16 protein-coding genes and 1 pseudogene are annotated in these 16380 nt (G+C 63.9%); 14 read left to right on the top strand and 3 right to left on the bottom strand.

The window, feature by feature from the left end; translation table 11 throughout:
• Positions 1-538: 538 nt before the first annotated feature.
• Positions 539-1588: a LacI family DNA-binding transcriptional regulator gene (locus WBV89_RS01760; RefSeq protein ID WP_423979621.1), complete on the bottom strand. Its 1050-nt coding sequence runs from the start codon at positions 1586-1588 to the stop codon at positions 539-541.
• Between the two features lie 121 nt (positions 1589-1709).
• On the opposite strand from WBV89_RS01760, the gene WBV89_RS01765 reads away from it, so the two are divergent.
• From WBV89_RS01765 to WBV89_RS01800, 8 genes are all read left to right on the top strand, one after another.
• A complete protein-coding gene (locus WBV89_RS01765) occupies positions 1710-2807 on the top strand; it encodes an ABC transporter substrate-binding protein (protein ID WP_423979622.1) in 1098 nt (365 codons plus the stop codon).
• 120 nt (positions 2808-2927) lie between these two features.
• Positions 2928-3653, top strand: coding sequence for an ABC transporter permease (locus WBV89_RS01770; protein ID WP_423979623.1), 726 nt, complete (start codon positions 2928-2930; stop codon positions 3651-3653).
• A complete protein-coding gene (locus WBV89_RS01775; protein ID WP_423979624.1) occupies positions 3653-4456 on the top strand; it encodes an ABC transporter ATP-binding protein in 804 nt (267 codons plus the stop codon). The genes WBV89_RS01770 and WBV89_RS01775 overlap by 1 nt, the downstream gene beginning before the upstream one ends.
• Positions 4457-4575: 119 nt before the next feature.
• Positions 4576-5322 carry an ABC transporter permease gene (locus WBV89_RS01780; RefSeq protein WP_423979625.1) on the top strand — a complete coding sequence of 249 codons (747 nt, stop codon included), beginning with the start codon at positions 4576-4578 and terminating at the stop codon, positions 5320-5322.
• Positions 5319-6335 carry an amidohydrolase family protein gene (locus WBV89_RS01785; RefSeq protein WP_423979626.1) on the top strand — a complete coding sequence of 339 codons (1017 nt, stop codon included), beginning with the start codon at positions 5319-5321 and terminating at the stop codon, positions 6333-6335. The genes WBV89_RS01780 and WBV89_RS01785 overlap by 4 nt, the downstream gene beginning before the upstream one ends.
• A gap of 62 nt (positions 6336-6397) precedes the next feature.
• The gene (locus WBV89_RS01790) at positions 6398-7549 is read left to right on the top strand and encodes a Gfo/Idh/MocA family protein (protein WP_423979627.1); all 1152 of its coding nucleotides are present in this window, start codon (positions 6398-6400) and stop codon (positions 7547-7549) included.
• The gene (locus tag WBV89_RS01795) at positions 7546-8700 is read left to right on the top strand and encodes a dihydrodipicolinate synthase family protein (protein ID WP_423979628.1); all 1155 of its coding nucleotides are present in this window, start codon (positions 7546-7548) and stop codon (positions 8698-8700) included. The genes WBV89_RS01790 and WBV89_RS01795 overlap by 4 nt, the downstream gene beginning before the upstream one ends.
• On the top strand, positions 8697-9596 hold the full coding sequence (locus WBV89_RS01800) for a sugar phosphate isomerase/epimerase family protein (RefSeq protein ID WP_423979629.1): 900 nt from the start codon (positions 8697-8699) through the stop codon (positions 9594-9596). The genes WBV89_RS01795 and WBV89_RS01800 overlap by 4 nt, the downstream gene beginning before the upstream one ends.
• A 16-nt stretch (positions 9597-9612) precedes the next feature.
• Here the strand turns inward: WBV89_RS01800 and WBV89_RS01805 are convergent, their stop codons facing one another.
• Complete coding sequence (locus tag WBV89_RS01805; RefSeq protein ID WP_423979630.1) at positions 9613-11094, bottom strand: glycerate kinase; 1482 nt, start codon at positions 11092-11094, stop codon at positions 9613-9615.
• On the opposite strand from WBV89_RS01805, the pseudogene WBV89_RS01810 reads away from it, so the two are divergent.
• From WBV89_RS01810 to WBV89_RS01835, 6 genes and pseudogenes are all read left to right on the top strand, one after another.
• Positions 11030-11833, top strand: a pseudogene (locus tag WBV89_RS01810) (thiamine pyrophosphate-binding protein); the annotation flags it as partial. The gene WBV89_RS01805 and the pseudogene WBV89_RS01810 overlap by 65 nt on opposite strands.
• A 165-nt stretch (positions 11834-11998) precedes the next feature.
• Positions 11999-12541: a thiamine pyrophosphate-dependent enzyme gene (locus WBV89_RS01815; RefSeq protein WP_423979636.1), complete on the top strand. Its 543-nt coding sequence runs from the start codon at positions 11999-12001 to the stop codon at positions 12539-12541.
• Between the two features lie 94 nt (positions 12542-12635).
• On the top strand, positions 12636-13160 hold the full coding sequence (locus WBV89_RS01820; protein WP_423979631.1) for a pyridoxamine 5'-phosphate oxidase family protein: 525 nt from the start codon (positions 12636-12638) through the stop codon (positions 13158-13160).
• Positions 13161-13215: 55 nt separating this feature from the next.
• A complete protein-coding gene (locus tag WBV89_RS01825; protein WP_423979632.1) occupies positions 13216-14391 on the top strand; it encodes an FAD-dependent monooxygenase in 1176 nt (391 codons plus the stop codon).
• Entirely contained in the window at positions 14388-15509 is a 1122-nt protein-coding gene (locus tag WBV89_RS01830; RefSeq protein WP_423979633.1) for a DUF3500 domain-containing protein, read from the top strand. The genes WBV89_RS01825 and WBV89_RS01830 overlap by 4 nt, the downstream gene beginning before the upstream one ends.
• Before the next feature lie 56 nt (positions 15510-15565).
• Complete coding sequence (locus WBV89_RS01835) at positions 15566-15778, top strand: hypothetical protein (protein WP_423979634.1); 213 nt, start codon at positions 15566-15568, stop codon at positions 15776-15778.
• Between the two features lie 127 nt (positions 15779-15905).
• Here the strand turns inward: WBV89_RS01835 and WBV89_RS01840 are convergent.
• On the bottom strand, positions 15906-16380 hold a 475-nt coding region (locus WBV89_RS01840), incomplete at its 5' end, for a transposase (protein WP_423979635.1).

Raw genomic sequence — 16380 nt, forward strand, 5'->3', positions numbered from 1 at the left:
AGCCCGGCTCTCGCGTACGCGACAACGGATTGGGGCCAGTCGCTCGAGCGACTGCCGACACCGGCACACGAGATTCTAAACGCTCGATCGCACCGTCCGGAATAGCGCCCGCCAAGCGACCTCCATCGGCCCGGAAGTCAGCACTCTGATCGTGGCCGTTCAGCCCGAGCTCTCAGGCCTGAAACGGCCGGAGCCGAGGGACCTATCCCGACTCCTCGAATACCGACTGCTATCAGTCCCACATTGCTCTGCGCGCGGTCGTCCATCTCGGACCGCTGTCGCAAGCAGGGTCGTTTCCGCATCCTGACCGGCTGTTCGATACTTCATCAGGGCGCTGGTCGTTGCCGCGCTTTGCAGGTTCCGGGCCTGTCCAGTCGCAATCGCTCCTGGCCGCAGGACCCATCACACTCGCGTTCGATGCTAGAAACGCCGGTTGGAGTGGCGGTTCGCCGGACCGGGGGAGAACTGGCGGGGTGTAGACGTTGCGCGCCTGCTTCGTCTATCCAGGTGAACTGACCAACGAGATCTTCGTGGGATGTCAGTTGGGTCTCGGAGTGGATGTCGAGTCGCGTGCGACGAGTTCGTGCGATGTCTTTCGTTGGCGGACTCGGGCGGCCGGTTCGGATACAGCCAGTTCAAGTGCGCGTCTGCCCATCTCCGACATCGGAAGTCTGATCGTTGTGAGGCTGGGAGCGAGGCTGGATGCGACGGCGACGTCGTCGAAACCGGCGACGGACATCTCATTCGGGACCGAGATACCGCGTGCACGGAGCTCTGACAGCACACCGATTGCCATGGCGTCGTTGAGGGCCGCGATCGCTGTGACGTGAGGGTGCTGCTCAAGAATCTGTTGGGTGGCCAGCCGTCCGCCGCTGTCGGTGAACTCGACCTCGACGATCGGCCGGTCGTCCTGAGCGATGCCATATTCAGCGAGCACGTGTGTGATTCCTACGATCCGGTCTGCGACGGTCGAGAGCCCTGTCGACCCCGCAGCGATCGCGATTTTTCGATGGCCGAGGTCGACCAGGTGGCGGGCGATGGTCTCGCCACCGGCAACGTTGTCGGGTCGGATGGCATCGACACCGAGGTGGTGGCGGCCGATGGCGGCAACGCGGCCGCCGCTCGCCACGTAGCTCTCGAGCTCGTGACGAGCCGCCAACTGTTGAGAGCTGTCGACGTGGCCCGATCCCGCGATGATGATGGTGCCGACTCTGTTCGCGATGAAGGTGCGCAGATGATGGAGTTCGGTTTCCGGGCTACGTCCGGTGTGGCAGATCTGTACCGTCATCCCCATGCTCTCGGCGGTGTCGATCACGCCACCTGCGATTTCAGAGAAGTACGGATCTCCAATCTCGTGAACCAGCAGTCCCACCGTCGAGCTGGTCCCGCCCGCCAGCGTTCGAGCGTGTTGGTTGGCGATGTACCCGAGTCGCAGCGCGACCTCGCGAACCTTCTCGGCCAGTGCGCCGCTCACGCCAGGAGAGCGCGACAATGATCGTGACGCAGTGGCGATCGAGACACCAGCAGCGTCGGCGACGTCGACGAGGCGCACGACTCGGCCGTTGTCATTCGAGGTCTTTTCGTTCAAGGATGCTCCCGGATGGCTCAAGCCGTTGTTGTCGAAGCTTGCGTAGCCGACCCCCGTACCTTAGAGTGCCGAAAGCGCTTACGAAAGCGCTTACGTACACTTATCTTTATGGGGGATTTTCATGACCATTTCTCGAGGCCTGCGCCGTACCGGTGCGCTCGTTGCTGTCGCTGCATTGACGGTCGCTGCCTGTGGCAGCGATGACGACGGTGGAGACGCAGCCGAGACCGCCGACTCCGAAGCAGCCGAAACGGCTGACACCGATGCCGCGGACGACTCGGCCACCACCGATGCTGCCGAGGCCGAATCGGCTGAGCCAGCCGAAGATCTGGCCTCGTTCACCGTGGCGGTGATCGAGCCGGACATCACCACCGTTCCGCTCCTCGCCGCAATCGACTCGATGGCCGAACAGGGCTACGACGTCGAGACGGTCGAGCTCGCCGAGCCGGAACTGGCCATCGAGGGCATGGCACGAGGGGACTACGCGATCTCGGCCGAGAGCACGAGCCCAGCGTTGATCGCGAACGAGCTTGGTGCACCCGTGGTGCTGATCGGGGATGTCGTCGGGAACCAGTGGGGCTTCTATGCCCAGGACGGCATCGAGTCGTGCGACGATCTCGACGGTGAACCTGTGGGAATCTTCAGCGAGGGCGCAGTTGCAACGGCAATGATTCGCACGTGGGTCGATGAGAACTGCACGACTGGTGAGCCCGAGTACCTGGTGATCGGGGGTTCCGATGTCCGCGCCCAGGCGCTGCAGGCCGGCGAGATCACCGCGACCGCACTCGAGTTGGCGGACGTCGCTTCGCTCGAGGCGGCGGGTACCCCTCTGGGTGAGCCACTCGCGAACTTCCGTGAAGACCTGCCCGAGCTGCACCCGCAGACGATCTACGCGAGCTCGGACTTCCTGGGCGAGTCGCCCGATGCTGCTCAGGACTTCATCGACGCTGTCGCCGCCCAGCACGCTGCAATCAATGCCGATTCGGCGTACCTCGTGGGACTGGTCGAGGAGTACCTGCCCGACAGCGTCAGTGACTCGCTCGCTGGGACCGCCGAACTGTACGTCCAGGGCGGCCTGTTCGATGTGACTGCGTTGACTCCGGAGAACGTCCAGTACACGATCGACTTCTTCGTCGATGCTGGAGTAATCGAAGACGGCATGACGGCGGCTGACGCGTCGGACCTGTCCTTCTCTGACAACGCGACCGTCGACAGCTGACCGGTGCGTAGCGACTGGAAGAGCGGCCCGCTCCGTCTCGAGACGGAACGGGCCGCCGGTCGGCGGACGACGGCTGCTCTCCGGGTCCTGGATACCACCTGGACGTATCGCCTGATCACGGTGTGTGCGTTCGCCCTGATCTGGCAGGTGTACGCCGTCACCAAGGGTGGCCTGCTGATACCGACTTTCACGGAAACGGTTCGCGAGTTCTTCCGCCTGCTTGGCACGAGCGAGCTGTGGGAAGCGCTCTGGATCAGCAATCAGGCGATGGTCATCGGCTATTTGATCTCGGTCGCCGTTGGTGTGCCGTTGGGACTGCTGCTGGGTCGATTCCGACGCGCCGAGCGGTACCTCGACGTCTACTTGAGCATCCTGCTCGTCACCCCGCTGGCTGCGATCATCCCGCTCCTCGTGATCTCCGTCGGGTTCGGCCTGCTGTCCCGGGTGATTCTGGTGACCATCTTCGCCGTGGTGATGATCATCGTGAGCTCCCGATCCGGCGTAAAGCAGGTCGACACCTCCTTAATTCAGATGTCGCGCTCGTTCGGCGCCAGCGAACGCCAAATCTGGACGCGCATCCTCCTACCGGGCGCGATGCCATCGATCATGACCGGCCTGCGGCTTGGTCTCGGACGGGCCGTTCAGGCCATGGTCATCGTCGAATTGTTGATGGTCTCCGTGGGAGTCGGCGGCTTGATCCTCCGGTTCCGTGGATTTCTGCAACCAGCCTCGCTCTACGCGGTGATCATCGTGATCATCCTCGAGGCGCTGCTGCTGGTGAACCTGATGGCTTTGCTGGAGCGACGCCTCACCCCCTGGAACAACCAATCGAGAAGGACCCTGTGATGATCGAGTACTCGAACGTGTCGAAGTCGTTCGTCGGCCAAGACGGAACGACTGTACAGGCACTGTCAGGTGTCGACCTGACGGTCGGGCGCGGCGAGTTCGTCACCGTGCTGGGACCCAGCGGTTGCGGCAAGACGACGCTGCTCAAGGCCACCGCTGGGTTGATCCCGTGGGACGACGGCGAAATCACGGTCGCGGGCGAACCCGTTCGTGGACCGGGCCCTGACCGGGCGATGGTCTTCCAGAACTTCGCGTTGCTGCCGTGGGCGACCGTGCTGCGCAACGTGACCTTCGGGCTCGAGATGAGGAAGGTTCCGAAGAAGGAACGCGATCAGCGCGCGAGAGATCTCATCCAGATGGTCGGTCTCGAAGGATTCGAGAGCAAGCGGCCGGCCGAACTCTCGGGCGGCATGCAACAACGGGTGGGGATTGCCCGCGCTCTCGCCGTCCAGCCGCAAGTCTTGTTGATGGACGAACCATTCGGCGCGGTCGACGAGCAAACCCGACGCCTGCTGCAAGAGGAGTTGCTCGCGATTTGGGAGCGGACAGAGCTCACCGTCGTCTTCATCACGCACAGCATGGAGGAAGCGGTCCTGCTTGGGGACCGGGTCGTACTGATGAGTGCTCGACCGGGTCGAATTGCCGAGATCGTCGATGTGCCGATCGAGCGGCCACGCTCGCAGGACGTTGACGCGCTCGAACGCTCCGCTGAATACACCGAGATCTCTGCCCACCTCTGGGAGCGCCTGCGTGCAATGCACGAAGAGCACCACCTCGGGGCAACCTCCGGCTCCGCGCGATGACGATGTCGGAAACAACCGAGCCCGACCTCGCAGCGCCCGAGCCGACGACAGTGGAGGCAGACGCGCGACGCGTCGGTATCGGCGGTCGTCCCGGCCCGAGCCGACTGTCTCAGATCCGAGTGCCCGACGCCATCGTCAGCCTCGCCGTTGGTGGCATTCTCTGGGAGATTCTTGCCCGACTCCTCGACGCGAATGCGTTCCCGCCACTGAGCGACGTGCTCGCTCGCCTTTGGGAGATGATCCAGGACGGGTTGATCGTCGAAAGCCTCGGCTTCAGCTTGGTCAACCTGACCATCGGGTTCGCGATCTCCCTGTCCGCCGGATTGATCGTGGGAACCATGATGGGTTGGTACCCGCGAGTCGAAGCAGCGTTCTCGATGTACGCCTACGCACTGCTCACAGCGCCGTCCTTGGTGTTCGCTCCGGTCTTCTTCTCGCTGTTCGGTGACGGGCGGCAGTCAATCGTCGGCGTCGTCGTCATGTACTCGACGTTCGTCATGATGATCACCACTGCCGACGCAGTGAAATCAGTCGCGCCGAGCATGGTGGAAATGGGGCGCTCGTTCGGCGCCTCACCGACCACTGCGCTGTTCCGCATCGTCATCCCCGCAGCGGTCCCGGGAATCATGGCGGGCGTTCGCCTCGGAGCGGGACGTGCCGTGACCGGAATGATCAACGGCGAGATGTTCATCGCCGTGGTCGGTCTGGGCCGAGTCGTCACCGACGCCGGTGGGCGCTTCGACAGCACGAGCGTTCTCGCCGTCCTGATCGTGATCGTCGGTATCGCGCTCGTCGTCGTCGGCTCGGTCCAAATGGTCGACCGACGACTCACCAGCTGGCTTCCGGACAGCGCGAGACAATCATGAAGAAGATCGACGTCTACAGCCACATCCTGCCGCCGGACTACTTCTCGCGGATGCAAGAGATGATTACCAATCCCGCCGTGTTCAAGCGCTGGCTGGAACTGCCGAACCTTCACGACATCGACGCTCGCCTCGAGATGCTGGATGAGTTCGGAGACGACTTCCAACAGATCCTGACCCTGTCGTCTCCTCCGATCGAGCGAATCGCGAACGAGCAGGAAGCCCCCGCAGTCGCACGACTGGCGAACGAAGCGATGCGAACCCTCACCGTCGCCCAACCATCGCGTTTCCCTCACTTCGTCGCCTCGCTCCCGATGAACAACCCGACCGCGGCGGTCGAAGAGGCGCAGTTCGCGATCGACAAGTTGGGGGCGTGCGGCGTCCAAATCTTCACCAACATGAACGGGGTACCCGTCGACGACGAACAGTTCCTCCCGCTCTATGACCTCATGGCGTCGTACAACCTCCCGATCTGGATGCACCCAACACGTGATGCATCGACTCCCGACTTCGCAACCGAGGACCGCTCCGAATTCGAGATCTGGTGGGCATTCGGCTGGCCGTACGAAACAAGCGCCGCGATGGCCCGCATGGTCTTCTCGGGTCTGTTCGAACGCCACCCCGATCTGAAGGTGATCACGCACCACCTCGGAGCGATGATCCCGTTCTTCGAAGGTCGTATCGACACCGGCTGGGGTCAACAACTGGGCAGCCGCACCACCGGCGGGGCACTCGGAAGCAGCATCTCGCGTCCTCCCATCGACTACTTCCGACAGTTCTACGCCGACACAGCGATCTCCGGATCAGCCGCAGCAACCAGGTGCGGCCTCGACTTCTTCGGCTGTGAACACGTGTTGTTCGGCAGCGATTGCCCCTTTGACCCCGAAGGCGGACCGGGATTCATCCGAAGCATGATCCGGGTCATCGACGAACTCGAGATCACCACAGCGGATCGCACGCTGATCTATGAGGGGAACATCATGCGCCTCATCCGGAAACGCCTCACCGATCGCTGATCCCGACATCGTCCGCCCCCACCAGGCCGAGCATCCCAACCGAGAATTGACAGGACAACAACATGCCTTCCCGCACCATCCGCATCATCATGAACGGCATCACCGGCCGCATGGGATACCGCCAACACCTCCTCCGCTCGGTCCTCGCGATCCGCGAGGACGGCGGCATCGAACTCCCGAACGGTGACCGGCTCCAGGTCGAGCCGATCCTCGTGGGACGCAACGCCGAGCGCGTCGGTGCGATCGCGAAAGACCTGGACGTCGCCGACTGGACCGTCGATCTCGACGAGGCACTCGCTGACAGTTCCGCACCGATCTACTTCGACTCGGCGCTCACCAACGTCCGCAAGCCGGCGATCTTGAAAGCCATTGCCGCTGGAAAGCACGTCTACACCGAGAAGCCGACAGCCGAATCCGTCTCCGACGCGGCCGAACTTGCGGCCGCTGCATCCAGTGCCGGCGTGATCAACGGTGTCGTCCACGACAAGCTCTATCTGCCGGGCCTGCTGAAGCTTCAACGGTTGATCGAGTCGGGGTTCTTCGGACGCATCCTGTCGGTGCGCGGCGAGTTCGGGTACTGGGTGTTCGAGGGCGATGGAATCCCGGCTCAACGGCCGAGCTGGAACTATCGGACGAGCGACGGTGGCGGCATCGTGCTCGACATGTTCTGCCATTGGAACTACGTGCTCGAGAACCTTTTCGGCCGGGTCGACTCCGTGTACGCACACGCCACCACCCACATTCACGATCGATGGGACGAAGGCGGCCATCACTACGACGCCGACGCCGACGACGCCGCCTACGGAATCTTCGAGATCGAAGGCGGAATCGTCGCTCAGATCAACTCATCGTGGGCGACCCGTGTGGAACGCGAGGAACTCGTCGAGTTCCAGGTTGACGGCACCCACGGGTCAGCGATCGCCGGTCTGTTCGGGTGCCGCGTCCAACCGCGGGCGCAGACACCGCTGCCGGTCTGGAATCCGGACGTACCAACCGACCTCGACTTCCGTTCACAGTGGCATCAGATCCCGGACAACGCCGACTTCGGCAACGGCTTCCGGGCTCAATGGGAACAGTTCCTCACCGACGTGGATGCTGGACGGCCGCACAAGTACGACTTCCGTGCTGGCGAGCGGGGCCTCCGGCTGGTCGAAGCCGCGTACCAGTCGTCGAGCGAGGGTCGCCGCATTGAGATTCCACGGATCGAACCATGAGCACCGTCGCAATCCCCAGCCCGAACGGCACCCGGGAGATCGCATTGCGCGAACCACGCAAGTGGTCGGAGCATCCGAAGCCATTCCGATCCCGGATGGTCTTCGCAGCCGCGCACGTCGTGGCTGACCCACTGGCGAACAATGCTCCGGGATCCCCCGCCGCAATCGACTGGGACGCAACGATGCGATTTCGGCGCCACCTCTCACGGTTCGGCTTCGGAATCGCCGAAGCGATGGACACCGCGCAGCGAAACATGGGCGTCGATTGGCCCGCCGCCCAGGAGCTGATCAGTCGGTCAGCCGCCCAAGCCGCCGACACGGGGAGTCGAATCGCGTCGGGTGCCGGAACCGACCATCGGCCGGACGCGACGAGCACACGACAGATTGTGGACGCCTACAGCGAACAGCTCGAGTTCGTCGAGGAAGCGGGCAGCGAGGTGATCCTGATGGCGTCGCGACAACTCGCCGCCACAGCGACGAGCGCCCAGGACTATCGCTCCGTGTACGACCAGGTAATCGAACGCGCATCTCGCCCCGTAATCCTGCACTGGCTCGGACCCATGTTCGACCCGCAACTCAGCGGGTACTGGGGTTCCGACGACATCGCGATCGCCACGAAGACCTTCGTGGAACTCGTCTCCGACCACGCAGACCGGATCGACGGCGTCAAGGTGTCCCTCCTCTCGGCCGAACACGAGATCGGCCTGCGCGGCGAGCTGCCCGATGATGTCCGGCTCTACACGGGTGACGACTTCAACTACCCCGACTTGATCCGAGGCACCGAAACCCACCACTCTGACGCTCTCCTCGGAGCGTTCGCAGCCGTCGCTCCCGCTGCCGCCGCGGCTCTCCACGCCTTGGACTGCAACGACATCGCCACGTACGACCTCGAAATGAACGCCACGCTGGCTCTCTCGCGCCACATCTTCGAAGCTCCCACGATGTTCTACAAGACCGGCATCGCGTTCCTTTCCTGGCTGTGCGGGCACCAAGACGGATTCGCCATGGTGGGCGGCCTCCAATCGGCCCGCGGCGCAATCCATCTCAGCCGTCTCTTCGAACTCGCCAACGATGCACAGTTGCTTCCCGACCCCGATCTCGCGACCCGACGGCTCGGGTCATACCTCACCGTGGCAGGGGCGCAACCGTGAGCGCCGCGGAAGTCGATGTTCCCTCGGGCCAGCCCGCTCGAACGAATACCCCGGCACCCGGAGACCCATCGCTCGCCAGGCTGTCGCTGAACCAGCGGACCACGGCCGAGTGGTCGCTGCGCGAGTCCATCGACGGAGCACTCCGAGCAGGCCTGTCATCGATCGGGGTCTGGCGAGAACCCGTCGCCGACGTTGGACTCGAGACAGCCGCAGCGTGGCTCCGCGACTCCGGGTTGCGCGTCTCATCGGTGTGCCGGGGCGGATTCTTCACCGACAACGATGCACGTGTCCGAAAGCAAGCGATCGACGACAACCGGGCGGCCATCGACGAGACAGCGGCGCTCGGGGCAGCGTGTCTCGTGCTCGTACCGGGTGGTCTCCCGACCGGTGACCGAGATCTCCCCGCGGCCCGACGCCGCGTCGCCGACGCGCTCGCGACCCTCGCCCCATACGCCGAAAGCCGCGGAGTGCGCCTGGCGATCGAGCCGATGAATCCGATCTTCGCAGCCGACCGAGGGGTGGTGTCGACCCTGGCGCAGGCGCTACAGCTCGCCGAACCCCACGAACCCGGCGTCGTCGGCGTCGTCGTCGATACGTTCCATCTCTGGTGGGAACCCGGCATCGAAGCCACCCTCGCCGAGGCGTCCGACCGCATCGCCAGCTATCAGATCTGCGACTGGATCACACCGCTTCCTGCCGACACGCTGCTCAGCCGCGGGATGATGGGCGACGGACACATCGATTTCGCTCCGTTCACACGCGCGGTCGCCGCCGCTGGCTACACGGGAGACGTCGAGGTCGAGATCTTCAACGCAGACGTGTGGGCGGCACCGGGAGACGACACGATCGCCACCATGGCGCGTCGATACGCCGATCTGGTCGCCCCGTACCTCTGACGGCGAGAGACCGTCGTCAGCGAGTCGGGACTGTCGCCAGCACGGATTCCGTCGCAGCGCTCACACACGCGGCTGTATCCGTGAGCGCACGATGCTCCCCGAACGTATCCACGAGCGAGGTGCTGTCGACCCAGTCGACATCTCGCACCACGCCGGCGATCGCGTGAACCGGCACGCCGAGCTCAGCACACAGGGCGGAGACGCCACCGACGACCTTTCCGGTTTTACTCGTCGGGTCGAGCGAACCTTCGCCCGTGATCACCAGGTCAGCCGATGCAACGATCTGACGCAAACCGACCTCGTCCGCGACGAGGTCAAAACCGGATTCGACCCGTGCGCCGATCGCGGCAAGTCCACCTGCCAGACCACCCGCCGCGCCGGTGCCAGGAATCGCTGTGACATCGACACCGAAATCGATGCGGTACCGGTCCGCAAGCTCAACCAGCCGAACGGTCATTCGCTCCACGGCAGCCGAGTCCGCGCCCTTCTGTGGACCGAACACCCTCGCCGCGTCGCAGAAGACCGTGTCAACGTCACATGCGACGACCATCTCGATGTCCGCAAGGGACGCCCAGGCGCCAGATGCACGCAGCACGTCGACCGCTCCGCACCCACCATCGGTCGTTGCCGACCCACCCATCCCCACGATCATCCGCGACGCCCCCGCGTTCGCCGCCTCGACCATCAACTCACCGACGCCCCTCGTCGTGGCTTGCTCCGGCCGATTCGCTCGGGCACCGCCTGCGAGCGCCAACCCTGAAGCCCGCGCCATCTCGATGATCGCGACCCCTTCACTCAGACGCCACTGCGCCTCCACCGGAGAACCATCGGGGCCGGACACGACCGATCTCTGGTTCGCTCCGCCAAACGCTTCGAGCAAACCCTCACCCCCGTCGGCGAGAGGAACCTCAACACATACCTCATCTCGTTGCCTGCACGACGTGGCCACAGCCAACGCGACCTCGCGAGCGTCAAGGGTCCCCCGGAACTTGTCCACAGCCGCCACCACTCGCATGCAGGCAGTTTGGCACAGTAGCTGTTGCCGAGATCGCGACACGGTCTCCCGGGGTCGACACATCGACGTGTCGGAAACGTGAGACCATGAGTACCTCCAGTCGACCTCGGAGCCGATTCGAACCGAACACGAACCCGCCAGGCCAGGGCGTCCGATCCGTCCGAAGTTGGCGGGCTGACCGCACGGATAAGCGTTGATCTCCGTGAACGACCCGTTCAGTTTCGCCGGTTCTCGAATGAAGGGGTCTCCCGGTTCATCGGCGCAAGTCGGCGAGGATGACTGTTTGCCGACACCTGGGCTCGAGGATTTCCGATCACGAGGGTGCAGTGTCACCACTATCGTCGGGAGAATCGACGCGACCGACGAGTCCCTTGCTGGCCGACTTGCCCGGGCATTGCGGGCGGCCGGTTCGACCGCGATGTTTGGGGTGCCCGGCGGGGGTCCGAATCTGGACGTCGTCGGCGCTGCGGTTGCTGAGGGCATTCGTTTTCATCTCGCGCACGGCGAGACCGCTGCGGCGATCATGGCCAGTACGCATGCGCTGCTCACGCGAACGCCGACGGCGGTAGTGGCCACACGCGGACCGGGTGCTACTTCGATCACCAATGGTGTTGCTCAGGCAACCCTTGATCGGTATCCGTTGATCGCGGTCACCGACACGGTGCCGGCAAAGGATCGTGGCCGTGTGTCACATCAACGGCTTGATCAACGTGCGTTGTTCGCCCCGATCGCGAAAGCGTCGCGAACGCTGGGTACCGACATCGACGATGTAGCGCTCGCGGAGCTCGTTGGATTGGCTCACATCTGGCCGTTCGGTACCGTGCACCTCGACTACGACGTCAGCGGTCAATCCAACGATGAAGCGGCGAACCGGGCGTCTGCGCCCGTCGGCGACGCGGACATCGATGCTGCGGGCCAGCTCTTGGGTGCTGCGTCGCGTCCGGTAGTGATTGTTGGCATGGAAGCGGCGGCGATTGGTGATCCAATCCGTGCGGTGCTTGAGCACTTCGCAGCCCCTGTGCTGACGACCTACCAGGCGGTCGGGCTGGTGCCGACAGAAGGCCTGTTGCATGCCGGGCTGTTCACGAACGGTGCACTCGAACGCGAAGTCCTCGATGCCGCCGATGTCATCGTGACAGTGGGGCTTGACCTGGTCGAACCAATCCCTGCTGCGTGGACGAGTGATGCTGCGGTGATTCGGCTGTCTGCGGACACCCAAGTCGACGGGTACCTCCCGCCGACCGTCGACCTCGTTGGTGACCTCGCCGACACTGCTCAACGCGTGCTTTGTGATCCGATGTCGTGGGGCCAAGGTGCCGCCACGGTGTTTCGCACTTCTGGCCGCGAATCGATCAGGGCTTGCGAGAAGAGGTCGACGTTCGGGCCGGTGCAATTGGTCGACACGGTCTCGGCAGCGCTCCCATCGGATGCAACCGTCACCGTCGACGCGGGCGCCCATTTCCTCGCGATCATGCCGCTGTGGCCGGTGGCGAACCCATTTGATCTGCTGATCTCGAACGGCCTGTCGACGATGGGGTATGCCGTGCCGGCCGCAATCGGGGCGGCCGTGGCCCGTCCCGACCGTCCCGTCGTTGCATTGGTCGGCGACGGCGGACTGGGAATGACGATGGCCGAACTCGAAACCATCGCACGACTCGATCTGCCGATCACGGTCGTCGTGTTCAACGACGCAGCGTTGAGCCTCATCGAGATCAAACAGCGCGACCAGCACGGCGGTGCCGCCGCCGTGAAGTACCGCGAAACCGACTTCGCAGCAATCGCCCGAGCCAGCAGCATCGGCGGCCTCATCGCGCGTTCTGCCGACGAACTGAGGATGGCGCTCGACGGTGATTGGACGCGTCCTCGTCTGGTCGACGCGCGCATCGATCCGTCGAGCTATCGGGCGCTCATCGCCACAACCCGCGGCTGAAGTACTGCGCCGGCCTATCGCCGTGACACTCCGGTCGTGACACGGCGCTCGAATTGCGCGAGTGTCTGTGTCACCAGACACAGGAGGTGTACTCATGTCCGTCCGAGTTTCCCGATTCCTCGATGTTTCCGAGGGCGTGCAGCCGAACCAGTTCTCCGTCGGCTCGCACGACTCGATCGCGAGTATCAGCGACCTCGACGAGACCTACAAGCAGCTGATGGACAAACCGTATGCGTGCGTCATGGCAGTCATGGGGACCAATGGTCGCCCGAACCTGACGCCGATGTGGTTCGACTATGAGGGCGACAAGGTGCTCGTCAATGTTGCGGGCCAGCGGAAGAAGACGGAGTGGATCCGCAACAACCCCGAGATCTCGATGCTGATCATGAATCCCGAGAACATGTATCACTGGCTGAGCCTGAAGGTCACCGTTGACCGCGAGATTTCTGAGGACGATCCCGATGAGGGTGAGCGCGTGACAGAGCAACTCGATCGCATCTGGGTGAAGTACGTCGGCGACGGCGACACGTACGGCCTGCGCGACCCGTCGTTCGACGAGCGGCGCGTGCTGTTCGAATGCACGGTCGATCGCATCGCGACGTTCGGCCAGCCCGGCTGAGGACCGGGTTGTCCGGCACGTGACACCTGTCTCGCACGACTGTCTGTCAATTGCGGTGGTTGGGGGTTCGCTCGGTGGGCTGACAGCAGCGTGTCTGCTCCGCGACGCCGGCCACGACGTCTCGGTGTACGAGCGTTCCACCCACGAACTCGAACAGCGTGGCGCAGGCATCGGATTGCTCGAGGCAACATCGCGCTATCTCGTCGAGCGGGCGGGGGTTGCGCTCGACCGAATCAGTATCTCGACGGGCCAGATCCGTCACCTGCGGCGAGACGGGACGATCGAGCACGAAAGCGCGCATCGCTACCTGTTCAGTTCGTGGAACACGGTGTACCGCCACCTGCTCAACCATTGGAGGCCGTCGCCGTATCTGCTCGACAGCGAAATGGTCGACTTCCGTGGTAGCGCCGGGGACCTGCGTACAGGAGTGGACGTCGGCTTCGCGTCCGGCGTGTCCGCATCGGTCGACCTGCTGGTGTGCGCCGATGGTGTTGGTTCGATGGCGCGCACTCGGCTGCAGCCAAAAGCCGCCCAGGGGTACGCGGGATATGTGGCGTGGCGCGGGATGGTTCCCGAGACTGATCTGGCACCGGATGTCGCCGCGTCGCTCACGGACGCGATCACCTACTATGTGTATGCGAACAGCCACATCCTGGTGTACCCAATTCCGGGTCTCGACGGCTCGGTCGCTCCCGGCGAACGACTGATCAACTTCGTCTGGTACCGCAACTACCTCGTCGGCCCAGATTTCGACGATCTGATGGCCGACCGCAGCGGCCACCGGCGTGACCTGTCGCTTCCTCCGGGGGCGGTGAGCGCAGCTCATGACGACGAGGTCCGGGCGCACGCTGCGGCACGACTGCCAGCCGTGCTCGCCGCTGTGGTCGAGGCGACCGAACAACTCTTCGTGCAAGTCGTGTACGACATCGAGGTCGAACAGATGGCGTTCGGTCGAGTCTGTCTGATCGGCGACGCGGCGTTCGCCGTGCGTCCCCACGCAGCAGCGGGTACGGCCAAAGCCGCAGACGACGCGTGGACTCTCACGGCCGCACTCGACTCGGCCCGCACGATCGAAGACGCACTCTCGAGCTGGGAATCGACACAGCTCGCCCTCGGCCGCAACCTGCTCGACCGGACACGACGGGTCGGACGACACTCCCAGATCGACAACACGTGGACGCCCGGCGATCCGGACTTCATCTTCGGCCTGCACGCACCTGGTGACTCATGAGCCCCCGACGAACGCCTGCGACACGCATGACCGACGCGGCAACCACATTGCTTGACTCGCTCGACGATCTCCAACGCGATGCAGCGATGTTCGACTTCGCTGTCGACGGCGAGCGGGAACGCTGGTTTTACACACCAACCGATCATGGCGGCCTGGCGCTCGCAGCGATGACATCGGCGCAGCATCGCAACACGATGCGACTGATCGCGGCCGGGTTGTCACGCGCCGGCTACGTCACTGCTGCTGCGATCATGGGCCTTGAGAACGTCCTCGATCACACCGAGGGTTTCGTGGCCGACTTCGGACGCGATCGGGGCCGTGACCCGTTGCTGTACTGGATCGCGATCTTCGGATCGCCCGACGACGCAGTCTGGTCATGGCGCTTCGGCGGCCACCACATCTCGCTGCACTTCACCATCGCCCACGGCGAGGTGTCCTCGACGACTCCGTGCTTCTTCGGAGCCGACCCGGCGTCGTCGCCACTTCTCGGCCCTCACCTGCATCGCCCACTCGGCGCCACCGAGGACCTCGCACGAGAACTGATGCACTCGCTGACAGCAGAGCAACAGGCCAAAGGTTGGCTGTCGCTGGTCGCCCCCGTCGACCTCGTCGGCGCCAACCGACCGACGCTGGCAGACGGCGACACCACCCTCGAGCTGCCACTGATCTGGCGCGGCCGGCTCAGTGACGACCTCGACGCAAAGATGGGTGCCGCCCACCGAGCCGAAGTCGTCAAATCCGGTGTCACGCCCGCCGTGCTTGCTGCTGTTTCGTTCTCGACGAGCCCGAAGGGGGTTTCGGCAACAACGTTCAACAACAGTCAACAAGAGATCTTGCACGCGTTGCTCGGTACGTACGTTGGTCGAATCGCCGACGACCTCGCCGACGCCCAGATGGCACAGTTCGACGGCGACGCTCTCGGATCTCTGTCCTTTGCGTGGGCGGGAGGAATCGAAGTCGGCGAGCCGCACTACTACCGGATCCAGGGCCCGAAACTGTTCTGCGAGTACGACAACACACAGCGCGACGCAAACCACGTCCACACGGTGTGGCGTGACCTCGAAGCCGACTTTGCACGCGACACGCTCGCCGACCACTACGCACGCGACCACTTCTGAAGCCCGCCAAGCCGCGCTCGCGCAGGGATCATGGAGCGCCTTGAGCACCGAATGTGATGAATGCCTCGCAATCGGGCGTTCACAACCGTGCGAAGTCCTCCCACAGTTCGACGATCCTCGCCGCCAATGCCGACGTGCTATTCGGCGTCCTTCAGGCGGAGCAGGAACTGGTCGAAGAGGGGAACGGTGAACGCCGTTTATCCGCGCAGAGTCAGGACGAGTTCAACAACCCGTTTCGGGACTCTGAGATTCCGGGTGCTGTCTGCTGAAGACTGCACCGGGTGGGCGGGCTTCACGGACGGGGCCGACTTCACTTCGCTGGTTTGCAGATGATCTGCTCGAGGATTGCGTCCCGGGTGGTGGTGTAGGAGGGTCGCGCGATCCTCCTGCTGGTTGTCAGTCGCGGGGTGCGGCTGGCAGGGATTGTAGGTCGGGTTCGATTCCGTCGATCTCAGCGACGGATGCGGCTGCGATGTAGCGGCGGTCGGCGGCGATCATTTCGTCGTTGATCTCGACGAGGAGCGCTCCGACGAGGCGGATCACCGAGTCGGTGTCGGGGAAGATGGACACGACGTTGGTGCGTTGTTTCAGTTCGCGATTGAGGCGTTCGATCGGGTTGTTCGACCAGATCTTGGACCAGTGCGCTTTGGGGAATCCGGTGTAGGCCAACAGGTCGGTTTCCATCCCTTCGAGCAGCGCGGCGACTTTCGGGGCGAGCGGCTCGAGCTGACCGACAACGAGACGCAGTTGGGCTGAGGCGGTGGCGTGGTCGGGTTGAACGAAGATCGTGCGGATCAGCGCCGAGATCACCTGCCGCTGTTGATGTGGTGCAGCCGACATCAGGTTGCGCATCGCGTGCACGCGGCAGCGT

This window comes from Ilumatobacter sp. (assembly GCF_049588435.1).
In the GTDB taxonomy this organism is placed as follows: Bacteria; Actinomycetota; Acidimicrobiia; order Acidimicrobiales; family Ilumatobacteraceae; genus Ilumatobacter_A.

Coding starts and splice junctions, on each gene's coding strand:
- WBV89_RS01820 (WP_423979631.1), top strand. CDS start 12,636: ATGTCCGTCCGAGTTTCCCGATTCCTCGATGTTTCCGAGGGCGTGCAG.
- WBV89_RS01805 (WP_423979630.1), bottom strand. CDS start 11,094: ATGCCCTCAGCAACCGCAGCGCCGACGACGTCCAGATTCGGACCCCCG.
- WBV89_RS01830 (WP_423979633.1), top strand. CDS start 14,388: ATGAGCCCCCGACGAACGCCTGCGACACGCATGACCGACGCGGCAACC.
- WBV89_RS01835 (WP_423979634.1), top strand. CDS start 15,566: ATGAATGCCTCGCAATCGGGCGTTCACAACCGTGCGAAGTCCTCCCAC.
- WBV89_RS01795 (WP_423979628.1), top strand. CDS start 7,546: ATGAGCACCGTCGCAATCCCCAGCCCGAACGGCACCCGGGAGATCGCA.
- WBV89_RS01765 (WP_423979622.1), top strand. CDS start 1,710: ATGACCATTTCTCGAGGCCTGCGCCGTACCGGTGCGCTCGTTGCTGTC.
- WBV89_RS01785 (WP_423979626.1), top strand. CDS start 5,319: ATGAAGAAGATCGACGTCTACAGCCACATCCTGCCGCCGGACTACTTC.
- WBV89_RS01775 (WP_423979624.1), top strand. CDS start 3,653: ATGATCGAGTACTCGAACGTGTCGAAGTCGTTCGTCGGCCAAGACGGA.
- WBV89_RS01790 (WP_423979627.1), top strand. CDS start 6,398: ATGCCTTCCCGCACCATCCGCATCATCATGAACGGCATCACCGGCCGC.